Origin of the sequence: Paenarthrobacter sp. TA1.8, assembly GCF_048595705.1 — a bacterium.
Lineage (GTDB): Bacteria > Actinomycetota > Actinomycetes > Actinomycetales > Micrococcaceae > Arthrobacter > Arthrobacter nitroguajacolicus.
This window is the reverse complement of the sequence record NZ_CP184287.1, coordinates 405,782-422,337: the sequence shown is the minus strand read 5'-3', so window position 1 is coordinate 422,337 and position 16,556 is coordinate 405,782. Positions and strand designations below refer to the sequence as shown.

Below are 16,556 nucleotides of genomic sequence, written 5' to 3'. Positions count from 1 at the left end.
TTTTTATGAGGGGAGGTCTTAGAGGGCCGGGACCGGTTGGCGCCGAATGCCCTTGAAACGGTCGGACCTGAAGGGCTGAAGGGTGGGCACCGTACGGCCATGGACGATCAGATCCGTGAGGGCTGCAGCGGTGCCGGGTGCCAGGGTGATGCCCATCATTCCGTGGCCGGTTGAGGCGAAGGTGTTCTGCAGATGTCCCAGGTGGCCGATAACCGGAAGCCCGTCAGGCGTCATCGGCCGCATGCCCGCCATCGGTGTTGGCTTCACCGCGGGCGCCTCCCAGTTGCGGAAGTATTTCGAGGGAGCCCGCAGGATGGCATCGACGCGGACCTGGTTGATCTTCTCGTCCAGTCCGCCGAACTCCATGGTGCCGGCCAGGCGAAGTCGTTCGTTGAACGGGGTCACGGCAACTTTTGCGTCCCAAAGGTTCACCGCGCTGCGCAGGCCCAGGGCGGGAACCTCAACGCTATAGCCTTTCCCCGGTCGCACGGGTAGAGCCACCCCAAACTGCCGGGACAGCTTCCCGCTCCAGGCACCTGCAGCAAGGACAAAGTTGTCAGCGGTGTACCGGTTTCCCCCACTATGCACCGTGGTTACCCTGTCGCCATTGCGTTCCACAGCATCGATCGGCGAGTTCTCGATGATCTCAACGCCCATTGCCGACAGCCGCTGATGCAGCGCTGCCGTCATGGCTCCCGGATCAACGTGCCGTTCGTGTGGGAAGTAGATGCCGCCGAGAACTTCGTCGGTGAGCTGTGGTTCCTGCTCGTGAACGGCGTCCCGGTTCAGTACCTGTGGTTGGCGCCCGTACTGCGAGGCGAGATCCAAGTTGTCGATGTGATGGTCGAAGTTGTCCTGCTCCATGAACGCCATAAGCAGTCCGTCGGTGTGCATTTCGAAGTCCATGCCATCGGCGCGGTACTCGTCAAAGATCTGCAGGGTGTCAGCGGCAAGGCGGAGGTGACCTTCAAATCCCGCGCGCTGGTCACGGGCGTTGGACTTGCGCCACATGCCAAACATGAATCTCACGAAGTCTGGCTGGAGTGAGGGCTTTATGTACAGGGGGCTGTCAGGGCGGAGCATCCATTTCATGGACTTCAGGACGACGCCAGGGCCCGGCACCGGTGCCGATTCCGCCGGGCAGATCCAGCCAGCGTTGACCTTGGAAGCGCCCAGGCCTGCGGCTCGGGCGTCGATGACGGTGACAGTCCCGCCTTCCCGGGCGAGGTGGTAAGCCTGCGTCAGGCCAATGACGCCTCCACCAATCACTAAGGTGTGCACACTATGACCTCTCGGTTGCTATTGATATCGATGATTGGACAGCTATAAAGATTGTTATATTGTCAAACAATAAATTCAGCTTAGCGCTGTGACTAGCGCCACGTCCAGCCCCTAGTGCATAGTTGCTGGCGAAGATCTGCGGGGCCTTTGGGCCTAGCCCAATGCATAAACCTGCCCCGACTGGATGCCCTCGACGGATTTCACATAGGCTCGGCCCACCTCACTGACCGCAATCTGCGGGAAGCCCGGAAAGGACGCGTGATACCCCCTGGCCTCGGCCAGCACCGACGGGCTGACAGCGTTGATGCGAATGCCATTTGGAAGCTCCGGGGCCGCTGCCATCACGAACGATTCAAGCGCTCCATTGGCAAGGGAAGCAGCCGCCCCCGAGAGGATGGGTTCGCGGGCGAGGACTCCCGTGGTCAGGGTAACGGAGCCCCCCTTCGCCAAATACTTGACGCCAACTTGAACGAGATTGATTTGGCCGAGAACCTTGTCCTCGAAGCCAGCCCTGAAGTCATGACTGGCTAGTTCGGCCAGCGGCTTGAATGGAGCGGACCCCGTGCAGGAGATGACCGCGTCCACCATCCCGATATCCCTGAACAGGCTTTCTATCGATTTAGGCTCCGCCAAATCCACCCGGATCTTGCTTGACCGGGAGGCCTTGATTACTTGGTGTCGCTCGTCAAGTGCCGCCGCGGCCGCCGAGCCTAGTAACCCACTTCCACCAACTACGAGAACCCTCACGGCACATTGCTCCTTTGTTTGGCTGACAGATTGTAAGACAAGACTAGCAATGTGATGCTCTCGGGTAAATACTTGCTCCGCCCAAACCTCCGACCTGCGAATCATCCTCATCGTTGAGGAATCATGGTCAGCCATCGGCGCTCTGATGGTATTGCACGGAAAAGACGTTAGTCCCGGCAGGTAAATGTCCCAGCGCGTGACAAGGCTTGAACGTCAAACCCCCGCCCCCGGGTAGAGAAGCGGGCGCAGACCTCCTTGCGGTTACAGTGCCATCTTGAACGGTCCCACTTCCTTGGAAGTGGGACACCTCCCTTGGGACACTCCCCCATCCATCCGAATCCGCGAGATCCCGCGAAACATAACCGTCCCGAATGTAGTCCCAAAATCATGCAACAAATCCCTGTTACTGAGACAACTTTCGGTACGGTTCAGACATGGATACCGGGTACGCGAGGGTCTCAACAACGAAGCACGACCTTGCCCGTCAAATGGACGCTCTGTCGGCCGCCGGCGTCGAGGCCCAGTACACCTACGTGGACAAGAAATCCTGGGCGACCGCGAACAGGCCAGGACTCCAAGAAGCAATGCGGCACGCGAGGGCCGGGGATGTGATCGTGGTCCACATCTTGGACTGCCTCGGCCGGACCGTGCGAGACACCCTGAACCTCGTCCAGGAGCTTAAAGTCGGGAACCGAACACCGGCCGATCCCTGGCTATCGACACCACCGCCCCAGATAGCTCAATGCGCAGCTGGCGTTCGTGATGCTTGCCCTGTTCGCCGAGATGGAACGGACATATTCTGCAGAAAGGGTTGCCCCTGCCAGGGCGGTGGCAACGGCCGGCGGACCGGGCGTCCGTCCATCGTCGATACAGCCAAGCTCGAACACGCTGTCATGCTCCGGGACAGGGAGCAAGCATCCGCGTGGGAGCCTTTGCTGGTATCTTCAGGTGAGTATCACGTCACGGACCACCGTCCTGGTTCAGAACGCAACAGACTCAAGACTTGAAGGGGGAGGTGAAGGCCACGTGGCGACAGAATTCGCCCCCGTGACCCCGTCCGTCCTTAAGTGGGCTAGAGAGAGTGTTGGCGCAGGCATCGCGGATGCCGCGCAGCGGGCAGGAGTAACCGAAGACAGGATACTTCTTTGGGAGAGCGGCGACCAAGAGCCGACAGTTGCTAAAGCGCGGGCACTTGCCAAGCTTTACCAACGGCCGTTCTCGGTACTTTTCCTCCCCGAACCCCCCGTTCATTCGTTCGCAACGATTCGCGATTTCCGCCGACTGCCGGGGACATCTGACCACTCCTGGAGCAGACCACTTCACAAGCTCTTTGGACGGGCACAGGAGCAACAGCGGGTTGCCATTGAGCTTCTGGAAGACGATGGTGTCTCCCCTGAATCGCTGGTGCCGGCTGCATCAACCCAAATGTCTCCCGAGCTGGCAGCCAGAAACGCTCGGGCCGCACTCGGGGTGTCACTCAATGACCAGTTTTCTTGGAAGAGGCCGGAACAATCTTTCGCCGGTTGGTTGGGCGCCGTCGAAGAGCTGGGAGTCTTCGTGCTGCGTTCCAGCGACGTAGCCCCGGCGGAAATGCGCGGGTTTTCTCTAACAGGCGCCGTTCCAGTCATAGTAGTCAATGCCCTCGACTGGCCGCGGGGCCAGGTCTATACCCTCCTCCACGAATTTGCTCATCTTATGCTCCGCGAAGGCGGACTCTGCGACCTGATGGAACCGTCAGTCAACGGTGCTATGCAAATCGAGGCCTGGTGCAACGCTGTTGCCGCGGCCGCGCTGATGCCCGCGACCGCCTTCCTTGATAATAAGGTCCTTCATCAGCCTGGGGTACGCGACTGGGATGACGATGTCCTGCTTCAGCTATCTCGCCGTTGGGGAGTTAGCCAAGAGGCAATTGCCCGCCGTCTCTTGACGCTAAACCGCGCGACCCCCGAATACTACGCGGCCAAGCGTGAACAGTTTCAACGTATTTACGACGAGCTCAGAGACGACGAACGGCAACGCCGCCGAACCGCTCCGAGTAAAGGCGGGCCTCCTCCCCATCGCATGGCAATTCGGGACCAGGGGCGTCCCTTCGTCCGCCTTGTGCTGGACGCATACCACCGGGATGCTCTGTCACCTTCGTCCGCTTCAAGCCTTCTCCACTTGAAATTGAAACATTTCCCCAACCTTGAACGAGAAGTGGGTGTCTGAATCTGTTGACCTATGTTTTTGACACCAGTGCGTTGATCGGGGCTTGGGTCCGAACCTATCCCCCGGATGTGATGCCTGGGCTTTGGGACCACCTGGATGAGCTCGCAAGTCAGGACCGGCTCCACGCCCCGGAGGAAGTGCTCCAAGAAATTTCAAGCCAAGATGATGATTTGGCCGCCTGGGTACATGAGCGGGCAGGAAAGATAATTGTTCCGTCGACTCGGGCCGTGCTGCTGGAAGCCCGTAGCGTCTTGGCAGACCATCCGAAGCTCACGATGCTCGGCAAAGGCCGAGGTCTTGCTGACCCCTTCGTTATCGCCCTCGCGTCGATCAAGGGGTGCCACGTTGTCACTCACGAGCAAGGTGGATCGATAGACAAGCCGAGGATTCCGTTCGTGTGTCAGGACCGCCAAGTTCCATCAATGGACGTTCTCGGTGTTATCCGTGCAGAAGGTCTCCGCTTTACTCGTTGAGGTCCGTGAACGTGATCGAGGAACTCGCCAAGCGTGCACGCAGAGGATTGCTTCGTGGCTCCAGGGCGGGACATCCCTCGAGTCACGTGCTCAACCATCCACACCAGCGATTCTCAGGCGAGCCGGCTCACTTGAAACTCTTCGGGTATTTCTTCGAAATCGCCGCGTCGTGGAATGGGTATCGCCGCGTTTACTGCCCAGCCATCCTTATCCAGCTCCAAAGTCCGGAGCTCGCGCGGAGTCAAGCAGAGTGCGCATCGCGTACAGGCGAACGCCAGTGGCGTCCAGATTTCTCCCTGTGCCCACGTCGTCGGTTCCTGATTGTCGTCATCAGGCTCATAGAACGTCGTAGGCTCCACCTCGCACAGGAGCTGCCCATCGGGTGATTTACATGCCACGCACTTGTGAGGGGTGCGCTGGGGAAGCCCGTAAGAGTAGTCCTCATCAAAGATTGCAGCGACCCATAGTGCGAGGAAATCGTCAGGTTGTCCGGAGTCGGAGATGAGTAACGCGCCGGAGCGGAACCCGTCTCCATGCAGCTTGATCTTTTCCTTGATGAATGCGGCCGACGATTGCCGGTGCTGATACTGGAAAACATCAATGACATGCTCCAAGTTCGTGAAGGGCCATTCCAGGCCGGGTATCGCTGTTCTCGCCTTTTCATACATTGTGGTTAGAGAATAGATCGCCTCTGCGATCTGACTACGCCGAGCTTCAGCAGCGAGATGACAGGCAGCATTGCGCACCGTCATCAGCGCTTTGAACTCGTCCACAGCGAGGACCGTCGGTATTTCCTCTATCTCCTTGTGGATGTAGAAGGCATCTTCGGCCGTACAGGAGCGAACGTCAGCCAGGTCCGTCGTGTAGTTTTCTGAAGAGAATGTCAGCCTAGCTAACAAAGCACTCCGTTTGTCGCCCGTGGTGAGTTCGGCCAACAGACCAGGGGACTGTCTGGCCAGCAAGTGCTTTAGAAATAGCTCAGTCGCGATTCCTGCGGACGCGACCGCATCCAACCGCTTGTTCAGGTCACCATCTTGGAACTGCTCCCAGGCTCGGCGGGCATTCCAGTTTGCATAGGACAATAAAGCTTCAGCTAGCTTCATTAGGTCCCCCACTGCCGTCTAGGCGAGCTACGAAGCGTCTGTCCACTAAATGCCAATCCAAGTCTTCTTTCGTCACGGATCAAGGGTCCCACAACTTTGGGATGGGACAGGCTTAAAGTCGACCGCAGGAAGCTACTGCACCTGACACTCGTTGCGTGTGACAAAATCGAGCTTCCTATTGAGCAATATTTACTTGGGGGATGAGATGACTGAAGGCTGGCTTGAACGAAGAGATCGCGAGATGGATCGATGGCTGCCCGATCTCAGATTTTCGCCGCAGGGTGCAGATAAAGATCTACATCTGGCGTACCCGCACCTAGAGGAAGGTCAATGGGATAACGAGCGGACTCGGTCAACGAAGGCTGGAACTATCACGACGCACTTCGGCGACCTCACCGAACCACTTGTCGACTTCATTCGAACTTCGAAAGCTGTTGTTGGTTGCGTCGCGTGGTTGACCGCAAGTTCCATCCTTGAAGCTCTCGCAGAGGTTGACACGGCGATCGTTGTCCAAAAAGAGGATTTCCTTCGCCCAGACCAAGGACAGAAAGATTCTTGGCGACAAACACTTCGAAAAAATTACGGGGCAATTACCAATGATTTTGCTCGCTACAGGTTCCCTTACCCTTTCGGAATGATGAACTATGCCGGTGACCCCTCCGTGGATCCGATCAGCTGTGTCGGCAATCACAATGCTGACAAGCGGGCTGCCGCGCCTAGGATGCACCATAAATTTCTTGTTCGAGTAGATGAGTCGGATAACGGAATGGTTGGTTCAGCAGTCTGGACCGGCTCGTTCAACTTCTCGAAAAATGGTGGGAACTCATTTGAAAATGCGGTTGAAATCCATGACGTCGACGTCGCAGAGCAGTACCTAAAGGAGTTCGCCCGAGTAGCGGCCTTATCCGAGCCTCTAAACTGGTATAGGGAATGGGTCACCCCGCAGTACCGGCTAGGCAGCTAAAAGATCCAGTCAGGTCGTGATGCTGTTGGCGTTGTTCCTCGACGTCGGCGCGAGCCGGCTCTGTCATGCGTGCCCTCTAAGATCACGATTCCCTCCCTCTGATACGGCTGAAGTAGACCGTTGAGGGTCGGCTTTTGATAGTGAAAAACATTGCAATACGGGCCTTGGCGGTGGCCTCTATACCGGCCCGAGGTGCGGGCCATATACGGGTGCCCGCGCCAATCCGTACATGAGTAGCGTTCCTCCCGCTTCCGTCCTGGTCCCATACCTCCACCGAACCGGTATGGGTCACATCCCTGAGCTGGTCACTCGTTCTGACTGGCGCTAGTCGAAAGGCCCTGATCCAGGACTTCAGTCTTGCGGGTCATGGACTGGTGATGCCGCTATAGGGTCACTCGACTCCACCCAACGAATTGGGCAGCCTCTTCCGATGTTCGGCCCTTGGCCCGTGCCTGCTGCACATTCTCCAGCTTGCCGGCGATCACTGCAGGATCCTTCATCTGCGTTCCGAACGTGGTCCCATTTGCTTTGACGGCGGCATGCTAGCGTTCACTCGTTCGGTGATGAGCTGACGTTGGTAGTCAGCCAGGGTAGCGAGCATGTTCAGAATGGGGTGGACACTATTGGTGGCCGGGTCAATCACATTAGATAGGGAGCGCAGGGCTACTCCCCTGCCCTGAAGTAGGTTCGCGTTGTGCACACTGGGCGGCCGTGCTGACTCGCGTGTACCCGAGGAGCCGCATTCCGTCATTCCGCCTCATTAACTCTCCGGCCCTAAGGCAAGCGAGACACTTTATGGCGACATGACTTATCGAGACAAACGGTGGGGGTCAAAGTCTTTGTATTCAGGGGCTTGCGATCCGGCTGTCAGCCTTCCTGATGTCGACGTTAGATGCCTTATAAGGCTTTACCTTTCCAAGACATGCGAATGTCACTGCACTGCGCGCAAAGCAATGGCCGCCGTCATGAAATAGTGTGTAGCCAGTCTCGTGGAGCTGCTGGCGAATGCCTCGGTATGAGAGCGACCGCGACAACATTCTTGGAGGAAGAACCATTAGTCAGCCACCCAACCACGTAACCGCGCCACCTGGCTGGTACACGGACCCAGCAGGAACTATGAGGCTTCAATGGTGGGACGGTGCCGCATGGACAGGACAATTCGCCGACTTGCCCGCAGAAGGATCGAAAGGTAGGCCCCTCCTGCCGCCAAGAACGCCCACATCTACACCATTTCTGTGGACGCTGCTGTGGCTATCTGCCCTGTTTCTCATTTTGGACATCGTGGTGAAGACTCTCCATGGCTACGCCATCGGACTCGACGGGGCCCAGCTCGCTGATCCCGATCTCGAACTTAGCCTTGGTGATCTCATCGTCGGCGGTGTCGCATTGCCCACGTGCGCGGCCAGTGTCGTGATGGCCTACTTGGACTGGCGCAGACTCAAACGCCTTGGCGTCGTGCGCCCCTTCCACTGGGCCTGGGGGTTTCTCCCAAACATCTACGTCGTCGGGCGGACCGTGGTCGTCCGAAAAGCAGTACCTGGCAGTTCCATCGCACTGATCATGATCGCCATTGGCCTGAGCATAGTAAGCGTGGCCACCAACTACGGGTTATAGGACAAAACGTGTGTATGGGAGGGGCTTGCTTCCCAGTGATCGCACGGGAAATCCGGGGTAGCTAAGCTTTTGAAGCTTAGGGTAGCTGGGGTGCTTGCATATCTCTGGAGTGTTTGATTTGTGGCCGCGGGCTGGTTCGGAACGGGAAAACAGCTGCCGGTAAGCAGCGGTACCGGTGTTTGAAGTGCGGGGCGAGCCGCTCGGGTGAACGTCCCGATGTGAGCCGGAGAGCTGAATTGGACGCGTTCCTTGGCTGGCTGCTGGGCACGTCGAACCAATCAGCCGCGACCTCGTTTGGCACGGCCCGTTCCTTCCGGCGCCGCACCGAATGGTGCTGGAACATTGTCCCGGAGATTCCGGTCACCGGTGAGGTTTATGACCAGATCCAGGTCGACGGGATCTACGTGGGCTCGTGGTGCTGTTTGATCGCTGTTGCCGGGGATCACGTGCTCGGATGGCAGTGGTGCGATACCGAGAAGAAGGCCGCGTGGGCTGCCCTGCTCGCCCGGTTCCCTGCCCCCACCGTTGTGATCACTGATGGTGGCTCCGGGATCGCGGCAGCGCTGTCCGAATGCTGGAGTGAGACCGGCGGTCCAGCGGTGCCTTGTCCATGTCCAGCGCAACGTCCGCACGTACCTGACCGGCCGACCCAGGACTGAGGCGGGCAAGGCGTTGCTGCGGCTGGGACGGGCCCTGACGAGGATCACCACCGCCGCTGAAGCGGCCGCGTGGTTGGGCGGGCTCAATGACTGGCACCAGATCTACGGGCACTTGGTCAAAGCCCGCACCTATCGCACTGGCAGCGCCGTCGTCCCGGGGTGGGTCAGGGCCAATCAGACCTGGTGGTACACCCACGACAGGCTCCGCAAGGCCTACCGGCTTCTGGAACGACTCAGCCAGGCCGGGACGCTGTTCACCTATCTGCGCGCGGAGTTCGCCGGCCTGCAGATCGCCTCGACTACTAATCGCATCGAAGGCGGCACCAACGCCCAACTCCGGTTGCTGCTGCGGGCCCACCGGGGCATGAGTGAAGAGCACCGAAAACGCGCGATCGAGTGGTACCTCTACCTGCACAGCGAACAGCCCCTGCCACCAGCCAAACTCATCAAAGCCGAGCATTACCGTCCCGCCAAGACCGAAGCCATCACCACGACCGAGCAGAAGCCCGGGCCCGAGCTCTACAGCACCGGACTCAGCGCCGACGAAGGACTCTGGCATCGCAAAGGATGGGCAGGCCGCACATGACACACCCGAGATTTACACACGTTTTGTCCTATAACCCCCAACTACAGCTGAGCCCTGGGACCCGCCGTGCCAGCCGTGTTAAAGAAGAAAAGCACCAGTTCCGAAGAACTGATGCTTCCCAGTGGTGGCTCCGACCGGCGTCGATCCGGTGACCTTTCGATTTTCAGTCGAACGCTCTACCAACTGAGCTACAGAGCCTAGGTGACATGTCACCTTGAGAACCGAATTTCTTCGGCGCTCAGAGCGACCCTGACGGGACTTGAACCCGCGACCTCCGCCGTGACAGGGCGGCGCGCTAACCAACTGCGCTACAGGGCCTTGCGTTTGCAGTATCTCTACCGCATTTTTTTCAAGGCTTCTAGCTTACCAGACTTTTTTCATCCGGTTTACCACTTCCTTGCGTACCCCCAACGGGATTCGAACCCGTGCCGCCGCCGTGAAAGGGCGGTGTCCTAGGCCGCTAGACGATGGGGGCCTGAACTCAATTCGGATTTCGCAAAGAAAAGCGACGCTTTACGCGTTCTTTCCGTGTCTCGCTCGTCCGAACTGGACTCTAAAACTTTAGAGCATAGATGGCGATATTCCCAAATCGAGGCCTGCATAGTGTCCCGGACCACAGATCTGGGCCCTCGACGGGCCCCATCGAGGGCGCCAGCCGAACATTGGCAGGATCTTGTCCTGACGCGTCCGAAAACCGCCAGCCGCGCCCGGCCCCCGACGGATAGATTTGGCTCATGACAACCACCACCCCGGCCGAACCCGGCCAGCCTTCCCCGGGCCTGCCCCCGCGCACCACCCCCGCGCAGGGACCAGCCATCAGCAAACTCGGCATCGCTGCCGTCATCATCACTGTCGTCCTATGGGCTTCGGCTTTCGTGGGCATCCGTGCCGTCGGCCCCAGCTTCTCCCCCGGTTCCCTGACGCTCGGACGGTTGGCGGTTGCCGCCGTCGTGCTTGGAATCGTGGTGCTGCCGACGCTGAAGGTCTGGCCGAGCGGCCGCGAGTGGTTGCCGATTGTGGCGTACGGGGTGATGTGGTTCGGCGGCTATAACGTGGCGTTGAACGCCGCGGAGCACATGCTCGATGCCGGCACCAGCGCCATGCTGATCAACGTCTCGCCCATCCTCATCGCTATCCTTGCCGGCGTCTTCCTCAAAGAGGGCTTCCCGCGGTGGCTGCTGATCGGCAGCGGAGTGGCGTTCTGCGGCGTTGCGATGATCGCTTTGGGTTCCGGACAGCGTTCGACGGCGGACGTGGCCGGCGTGCTGTTGTGCTTGCTGGCCGCTGTGCTCGCCTCGGTGAGCACAATCCTGCAGAAACCCGTGCTCCGGAAGTTCACGGCAGGCCAAGCGACATGGTTCGGCATCATGGTAGGCGCGATCTGCTGCTTGCCGTGGACCGGTCAGTTGATCTCCGAGGTCCAAGCGGCGCCGCTCCCCGCCACGCTCGGCCTGGTCTACTTGGGGATCTTCCCGACGGCCATCGCATTCACCACGTGGGCCTACGCGCTATCCCTGATCTCGGCCGGAAAGCTGGCTGCCACGACGTACCTGGTTCCAGGCACCACCATTTTGATTTCCTGGGCGGTGCTCCAGGAAGTACCAACCATCTGGGGGCTGATCGGCGGCGTCATCTGCCTGGTCGGTGTCGGGTTGACCCGACGCCGGACCCGCTAAGTCCGCGACTAGCGGGCCATGCCCACCAGCAGTTCACGGTGCGTGGGAGGGTTGGCGCCGGAGCGGCCAACAGCAATTGAGGCGGCCATGGATGCGATGGTGCCGATCCGTTCCAACACAGTGGGCGCCATTCCATCGCTGCCCCGCAAGAGCAGCCCCATGATGAGCGCAGCCGTGAAGGAATCACCGGCGCCGATGGTGTCTGCCACGGTAGCCGGGACGGCCGGGATATTGATGTGGATGTGCTTGGTTGCCATGAGCGCTCCCTTGACCCCTTGAGTCACCACAGCAAGCCCCGTACCAAGGGCCAAGAGGTGGTTCGCCGTATCCTCCAACGACTTGCCGGGGTATAGCCAGCGGGCGTCCGAGCCACTCATTTTTACGACGTCGGTCAGCGGCACCATCTCCTCGAACAGGGACAGAGCCTCGTGGTGACTTCCCAGGAGGTCAGGGCGGATATTGGGGTCGTACGTGACCATGCATCCGCCCTGCGCCTGCTCCAGCAAACTCCTCACAACACTTGCGCCCGGCTCCAGGAACGTCGCGATGGAGCCCGTGTGCAGGATCCTTGGAGCGTACGGCAGGGCAAGTGGAGCCAGCGCCCAGCCAATGTCGAAGGTGTAATCGGCCGAACCGTCGGCCGTTATCCGGGCGGTCGCCGTCGCGGTCTTGCCTGCCGACATGGATCCGGGCAGCAGGACCACACCTGCGCGCCGCAGATGCGCGGCGATGGCATCGCCCCGCTCGTCCCGGCCAATGGCCGTCAGCAGGCCCGTTTTCACGTCCAACAGGCCCAGGCCGTACGCGACGTTGGCCGGCGATCCTCCCGGGTACTCCTTCTGCCCGTCAGCCGACTGGACGATGTCGATCAAAGCCTCACCCACAACGACGACGTCGAGGGGCTCAGGTGCGTGGGAAGCGGTGCCGGTCATGCGGTTCCTGTGTCTGTCGAAAGGAGGATTGAGTTCAGTATCTCCCATCACGCACGGCGCCAATGATGCCCAAGCGGACTAAAGTCGAATCATGCCCGCGAATCTCCCTCCCGGCCTGCCGATAGTTCCCGACGGCGAGCGCCCTTCATCTCCGCTACGGGAACGGAATGCGGTGCACAGTCCTCTTGAGCATGCCCCGGTGGAAGAGGCCCATGTTTCGGGGCCTTACGAGATGTCGCCCGAGGATTTTGAAGAAGCCGTCAGCGACGCCTTGCAGTTGATCCCGCCAAAGGCGGCCAGCGCAATGGATAACGTGGCGATCTTCATCGAGGACGACTACACGCCACAGCCAGGCGAAGATCCGGACACCGTGCTGTTGGGACTCTATGAGGGAGTTCCGCTGACCGAACGCGATTCCTGGTGGGAGGCAGGCTCCCTGCCTGACCGGATCACGATCTTCCGCCAGCCCATCCTCAACATCTGCAGCACCCGCGAAGAAGTCATTGATGAGGTGGCCATCACGGTGGTCCACGAGATTGCTCATCACTTCGGAATAGACGACGACCGCTTGCATGAGCTCGGCTGGGGCTAGCCTTATAAGCATGGGGCACGACCACAACCACTCCCACGGAGTCACAGCAACCGGCAAGCACCGGAAGCGGCTTATTGCCGTCCTCGCCATCACCTTAGGTGTGGTGGGCATCCAGGTGATTGGCGCCGTCGTGTCCGGGTCCTTGGCCCTGATGGCCGATGCCGGACACATGCTCTCTGACGCGGCAGGTGTGTTCATTGCCCTGATGGCGGCGTGGATTGCCACCCGGCCCGCGAGCGACCAGCGAACCTATGGCTACCAAAGGGCCGAGGTTCTGGCTGCCTTGGCCAACGCCCTGATCCTGATCGTCATCGCCGTGGTGATCATGATCGAAGCCATTCGCCGCTTTGGCGAGCCGACCGAAATCCAAACGGACGTCATGCTGTGGGCCGCCATTCTGGGTGCTGTGGCCAACCTCGTTTCCTTGCTGATCCTCCAAGGAGCGCAGAAGGAAAGCCTCAATGTCCGCGGCGCCTACCTTGAAGTCCTCGGTGACCTCCTTGGCTCCATTGCCGTCATTGTGGCGGCCGTCGTGATCATGACCACGGGATTCAGCGCGGCCGACCCACTGGCGTCCGTGCTGATTGCACTCATGATCATTCCGAGGGCCTGGCATCTGCTGCGGGATGTTGTGGATGTGCTTTTGGAAGCCACCCCCAAGGGCGTCGATGTGAACATGATCCGGGAGCACATCGTTGCCGTGGACGGTGTGGTTGATGCCCATGACATCCACATCTGGACCATTACATCCGGCGTTCCTGTGTTCTCAGCGCACGTGGTGGTGGAGGACGCGGTCCTCAACGCCAGCGGGGCGGACAGCATCCTGGATCAGCTGGGCTCCTGCCTTGGCCTGCACTTCGACACCGAGCACTGCACTTTCCAGTTGGAACCGGTGAGCCACTCCGAGCACGAGTCACACCAGCACGCCTGAAACTTTTTCACTGCCCGGGGTTTTCGGTGGTGATGGTCCCGGCAGCGCCGTCCACAGTGATGTGCTGGCCTGTGCTGATGCGCGATGTGGCGTCCGGGACGCCCACCACAGCAGGGATACCGTACTCACGGGCCACCACAGCTCCATGCGAGTTGGCTCCTCCCATCTCCATGACCAGCCCTCCTGCGGTGAGGAACAGGGGCGTCCAACCAGGGTCCGTTGACGGTGCCACGAGGATTTCTCCCGGTTCCAAGTGGGCGCCAACCGGATCCATGATGACGCGAGCGGGAGCAGATACAAGACCTGCCGACGCCGGACTGCCGGACAAAGTGCCGGGGCGCTGCTTACCTTCGTTCCGGCCGGGCGTAGCCTCAGGTTCAGTCCCGTCCGACAACAAGACCCTGGGAATGTGTCTGCGGCGGAGTTCCTGGTGGTACTGCGCGCGGCGTTCGGCGATCACTTCGCGGAAGTCGTCTCCTGCCAGGGCGATCTCGACGTCGTCGAGGTCCAGGAAGAAAACGTCTTCAGCCCGTTCGATGCGCTGTGCTGCCGCAAGCTCATTCCCGATCAGGAGCAACTGCTTCCTCGCAGCTGAAAGCCCCAGAACCAGGTTGTACTTGGGCAACTCCCGCAATCCGGCGAAGCGCCGTGTCCGGTCCAAAGCAAGTCTCACGATCACCGCGTGCAACGGACTCTTCAACCGGGCGCGGGCCACGAAACGCGCTACCTGTTCATCGGCGTCGAGGGCTGCTTGCTTGAACTGTTGGTCAGGCGCTTCGGCCTCGCCCGAGAGCCTCAGATAGTTGGCTATGACACCGAGGATGTGCGTTGGGTCATCGGACCAGCGGGGCATGCCAAGGTCGATCTCTGCAACCGCCCTGTGTCCGTATTTCAGCAGGAACCTCTCCAAGCCGGCCTGTGCAGCTGCAGGGAGCTGCGCTGCCCGATACTTTTTCACCAGCTCTGCCGGCGTTCGGCCAACCATGGAAGCAACGGCGTCCGGATCGTCACGAATCTCAGAGGCGAGCTGCCACAAAGCCAGGTCCATCTCAGTGGTGACGTTGTTAGGTAGGCCCCGGATTACTGTTTGCAGCTCGCTGTACGGCGCTTGGTCACCAAGAATCCGTCTCACCAGCGCCAGCATCGCGAAGCCGAGAGCAGGAAGGGGCAGCACCTGGGGAACCGTAGCGAAGACTTCCTCTCCCAGGATTCTCTGGACGTGGCCGAGCCGCTGGTGGGGTGTGGCTTCCGTGGGGACGGAGAAGGTGGTGGGTAACTCCGTGTTGAGCCGCTCCACACGCTGCATTGCTTTGCTTGGGCGGAACAGACCACGGAACAGTGACTCGGGGACACGGTACTTAGCCGCTACCGGAGCCACATGGCGGATCAGTTTCCTGGGTGTCTTGATGGTCACTGCGAAGCGCGAGTCGTCGAAGAGCCCACGCATAATGGCTGCGGAGCGTGCTTCCATAACGTCAAAAACCCGTGGCACGATTGTCCGGCCCACCCGGCTTCGCAGCACCGCGCTGAAGTCGAAGAAGATTCGTTGTCCGGCCTCGTAGTAGGGAGGCGGACCTGACCGGGGATTGGGAACGTCGAAAGCCGCTGTCTTGGCGACGCTTGAGCCTATGAGCCGGATTCCGGCCAACCCCATGGGCGTCAGAGGCCTGGTGAGGCCCTGAGCGAGGCTGAAGTTCAGAAACGCGTGCTCCCCGGGAGCCGGGGGCGTGCGCGTGGTTTGCGGGTACAGCGTGGTGATGGGCCTAGCTTGCGTAAGCCACAACTTTCCGTCGTCGTCGATTGCCCATTCGGTGTCTTGCGGAGCGCGGTAATGCTCCTGGACCTCAAGGCCTAGCTTGGCAAGCTCGAGGACCTGACGGTCACTGAGGCAGGGCTGCGGTTCCTCAATTCCTGATTGACTGGGGAGTTCCAAGCGCTCCGTGCCGCCGCCAGGCTTGGCACGGATCTCCACTTGCCTATCCCCCACGGCCCTTTCCACAATGGCACTACGATGGGCGTCCACAACGTAATGATCCGGATTCACAGCGCCCGAAACCACGGCCTCCCCTAAGCCAGGGCTCGCATCAATGACGGTCTCATAGCGATTCCCCGTCACCGGGTTGGCGGTAAACATGACGCCCGCGGTAACGGCATTCACCATCTCCTGCACAACCACTGCGAGGGACACAGTTCCGTGGTCGATCCCATTGGTGGTCCGGTAGGTCACTGCACGATCTGTCCAGAGCGATGCCCAGCAGCGGCTCACGGCATCAAGGACCGATTCAACGCCAACGATGTTCAGGAAGGTGTCCTGCTGTCCGGCGAAGCTAGCGAACGGCAAGTCCTCTGCAGTGGCCGACGACCTCACCGCGACAGGGACGTTGTCCCCCAAATCTTCATAGGCAGACCGAACCGCTTCGGCGATCCCATCGGGCACCCCGGCGTCGAGCACCAAGGACCGGGCGCGGGCGGCTAGCTCATTGAGCTGGTCCATGCCGGAGGCGCCGGTGTCGGAGGCGTCCATCCCGGGGGCGTCCATCCCGGAGGCGCTGGCCTCCTCCAAAGCCGCAAGGACAGACTCCAGGCCCACACCCGAGAGAGCCTGCCGGTAGGCGGCAGTTGTGAGGCAGAATCCGCGCGGAACCGGCAGGCCGACGCTGGCCAACTCGCCCAGATTGGCGGCCTTGCCACCAACGCGGGGAAGCATGGTTCCCCGGATTTTGGCGATGTCCAAGACCAATACCGGATCCTGCGACGGCTCCCCGGGCCGCTTCTTGTCCATGGACGTAA

General features: G+C 60.2%; 16 protein-coding genes, 3 tRNA genes and 1 pseudogene. 11 read left to right on the top strand and 9 right to left on the bottom strand.

Features of this window, described 5'->3' with window-relative positions; genetic code table 11:
• Nucleotides 1–18 precede the first annotated feature (18 nt).
• Together ACNAOT_RS02205 and ACNAOT_RS02200 are read right to left on the bottom strand one after the other, a co-directional pair.
• Nucleotides 19–1,281: an NAD(P)/FAD-dependent oxidoreductase gene (locus tag ACNAOT_RS02205; RefSeq protein WP_420179851.1), complete on the bottom strand. Its 1,263-nt coding sequence runs from the start codon at nt 1,279–1,281 to the stop codon at nt 19–21.
• Nucleotides 1,282–1,434: 153 nt separating this feature from the next.
• A complete protein-coding gene (locus ACNAOT_RS02200) occupies nt 1,435–2,028 on the bottom strand; it encodes a short chain dehydrogenase (RefSeq protein WP_420179850.1) in 594 nt (197 codons plus the stop codon).
• A 434-nt stretch (nt 2,029–2,462) separates the two neighbouring features.
• Between ACNAOT_RS02200 and ACNAOT_RS02195 the strand changes: the two genes are divergently transcribed.
• The 3 genes from ACNAOT_RS02195 (at nt 2,463) to ACNAOT_RS02185 (ending at nt 4,709) form a co-directional block, all read left to right on the top strand.
• Nucleotides 2,463–3,035 carry a recombinase family protein gene (locus ACNAOT_RS02195; RefSeq protein WP_420179849.1) on the top strand — a complete coding sequence of 191 codons (573 nt, stop codon included), beginning with the start codon at nt 2,463–2,465 and terminating at the stop codon, nt 3,033–3,035.
• 19 nt (nt 3,036–3,054) lie between these two features.
• The gene (locus tag ACNAOT_RS02190) at nt 3,055–4,236 is read left to right on the top strand and encodes an ImmA/IrrE family metallo-endopeptidase (RefSeq protein WP_420179848.1); all 1,182 of its coding nucleotides are present in this window, start codon (nt 3,055–3,057) and stop codon (nt 4,234–4,236) included.
• A gap of 71 nt (nt 4,237–4,307) precedes the next feature.
• Nucleotides 4,308–4,709, top strand: coding sequence for a DUF4411 family protein (locus ACNAOT_RS02185; protein ID WP_420181105.1), 402 nt, complete (start codon nt 4,308–4,310; stop codon nt 4,707–4,709).
• A gap of 113 nt (nt 4,710–4,822) precedes the next feature.
• On the opposite strand, the gene ACNAOT_RS02180 is transcribed toward ACNAOT_RS02185, so the two are convergent.
• Complete coding sequence (locus ACNAOT_RS02180; protein ID WP_420179847.1) at nt 4,823–5,812, bottom strand: hypothetical protein; 990 nt, start codon at nt 5,810–5,812, stop codon at nt 4,823–4,825.
• Nucleotides 5,813–5,969: 157 nt separating this feature from the next.
• Here ACNAOT_RS02180 and ACNAOT_RS02175 point away from each other — a divergent pair, with 157 nt between their 5' ends.
• On the top strand, nt 5,970–6,776 hold the full coding sequence (locus tag ACNAOT_RS02175; protein ID WP_420179846.1) for a phospholipase D-like domain-containing protein: 807 nt from the start codon (nt 5,970–5,972) through the stop codon (nt 6,774–6,776).
• A gap of 496 nt (nt 6,777–7,272) precedes the next feature.
• On the opposite strand, the gene ACNAOT_RS02170 is transcribed toward ACNAOT_RS02175, so the two are convergent.
• Nucleotides 7,273–7,527, bottom strand: a complete 255-nt coding sequence (locus ACNAOT_RS02170) for a recombinase family protein (protein ID WP_420179845.1) — start codon at nt 7,525–7,527, stop codon at nt 7,273–7,275.
• Between the two features lie 254 nt (nt 7,528–7,781).
• On the opposite strand from ACNAOT_RS02170, the pseudogene ACNAOT_RS02165 reads away from it, so the two are divergent.
• The 4 genes and pseudogenes from ACNAOT_RS02165 to ACNAOT_RS02150 form a co-directional block, all read left to right on the top strand.
• Nucleotides 7,782–7,910 (top strand): annotated as a pseudogene (locus ACNAOT_RS02165) (DUF2510 domain-containing protein); the annotation flags it as partial.
• A gap of 150 nt (nt 7,911–8,060) precedes the next feature.
• Complete coding sequence (locus ACNAOT_RS02160) at nt 8,061–8,390, top strand: hypothetical protein (RefSeq protein ID WP_420181223.1); 330 nt, start codon at nt 8,061–8,063, stop codon at nt 8,388–8,390.
• A 218-nt stretch (nt 8,391–8,608) separates the two neighbouring features.
• Nucleotides 8,609–9,049, top strand: coding sequence for a hypothetical protein (locus tag ACNAOT_RS02155; protein WP_420181222.1), 441 nt, complete (start codon nt 8,609–8,611; stop codon nt 9,047–9,049).
• The gene (locus ACNAOT_RS02150) at nt 8,970–9,635 is read left to right on the top strand and encodes a hypothetical protein (RefSeq protein WP_420179844.1); all 666 of its coding nucleotides are present in this window, start codon (nt 8,970–8,972) and stop codon (nt 9,633–9,635) included. Before ACNAOT_RS02155 ends, ACNAOT_RS02150 begins: the two co-directional genes overlap by 80 nt.
• 122 nt (nt 9,636–9,757) lie before the next feature.
• Here the strand turns inward: ACNAOT_RS02150 and ACNAOT_RS02145 are convergent.
• The 3 genes from ACNAOT_RS02145 to ACNAOT_RS02135 all read right to left on the bottom strand — a co-directional run bounded on the left by ACNAOT_RS02145 (nt 9,758) and on the right by ACNAOT_RS02135 (nt 10,110).
• Nucleotides 9,758–9,833, bottom strand: a tRNA-Phe gene (locus ACNAOT_RS02145).
• Between the two features lie 46 nt (nt 9,834–9,879).
• Nucleotides 9,880–9,953, bottom strand: a tRNA-Asp gene (locus ACNAOT_RS02140).
• An 84-nt stretch (nt 9,954–10,037) separates the two neighbouring features.
• Nucleotides 10,038–10,110: transfer RNA gene (locus tag ACNAOT_RS02135), tRNA-Glu, on the bottom strand.
• A 259-nt stretch (nt 10,111–10,369) separates the two neighbouring features.
• Between ACNAOT_RS02135 and ACNAOT_RS02130 the strand changes: the two genes are divergently transcribed.
• Complete coding sequence (locus ACNAOT_RS02130) at nt 10,370–11,311, top strand: DMT family transporter (RefSeq protein WP_420179843.1); 942 nt, start codon at nt 10,370–10,372, stop codon at nt 11,309–11,311.
• An 8-nt stretch (nt 11,312–11,319) separates the two neighbouring features.
• Here ACNAOT_RS02130 and ACNAOT_RS02125 read toward each other — a convergent pair whose 3' ends face one another.
• The gene (locus ACNAOT_RS02125) at nt 11,320–12,243 is read right to left on the bottom strand and encodes a carbohydrate kinase family protein (RefSeq protein ID WP_420179842.1); all 924 of its coding nucleotides are present in this window, start codon (nt 12,241–12,243) and stop codon (nt 11,320–11,322) included.
• A gap of 91 nt (nt 12,244–12,334) precedes the next feature.
• Between ACNAOT_RS02125 and ACNAOT_RS02120 the strand changes: the two genes are divergently transcribed.
• On the top strand, nt 12,335–12,835 hold the full coding sequence (locus ACNAOT_RS02120) for a metallopeptidase family protein (RefSeq protein ID WP_179016730.1): 501 nt from the start codon (nt 12,335–12,337) through the stop codon (nt 12,833–12,835).
• Nucleotides 12,836–12,845: 10 nt separating this feature from the next.
• Nucleotides 12,846–13,766, top strand: coding sequence for a cation diffusion facilitator family transporter (locus tag ACNAOT_RS02115; protein WP_091464839.1), 921 nt, complete (start codon nt 12,846–12,848; stop codon nt 13,764–13,766).
• Between the two features lie 7 nt (nt 13,767–13,773).
• On the opposite strand, the gene ACNAOT_RS02110 is transcribed toward ACNAOT_RS02115, so the two are convergent.
• Nucleotides 13,774–16,548, bottom strand: coding sequence for a PEP/pyruvate-binding domain-containing protein (locus ACNAOT_RS02110; RefSeq protein ID WP_420179841.1), 2,775 nt, complete (start codon nt 16,546–16,548; stop codon nt 13,774–13,776).
• Between the last annotated feature and the right edge of the window lie 8 nt (nt 16,549–16,556).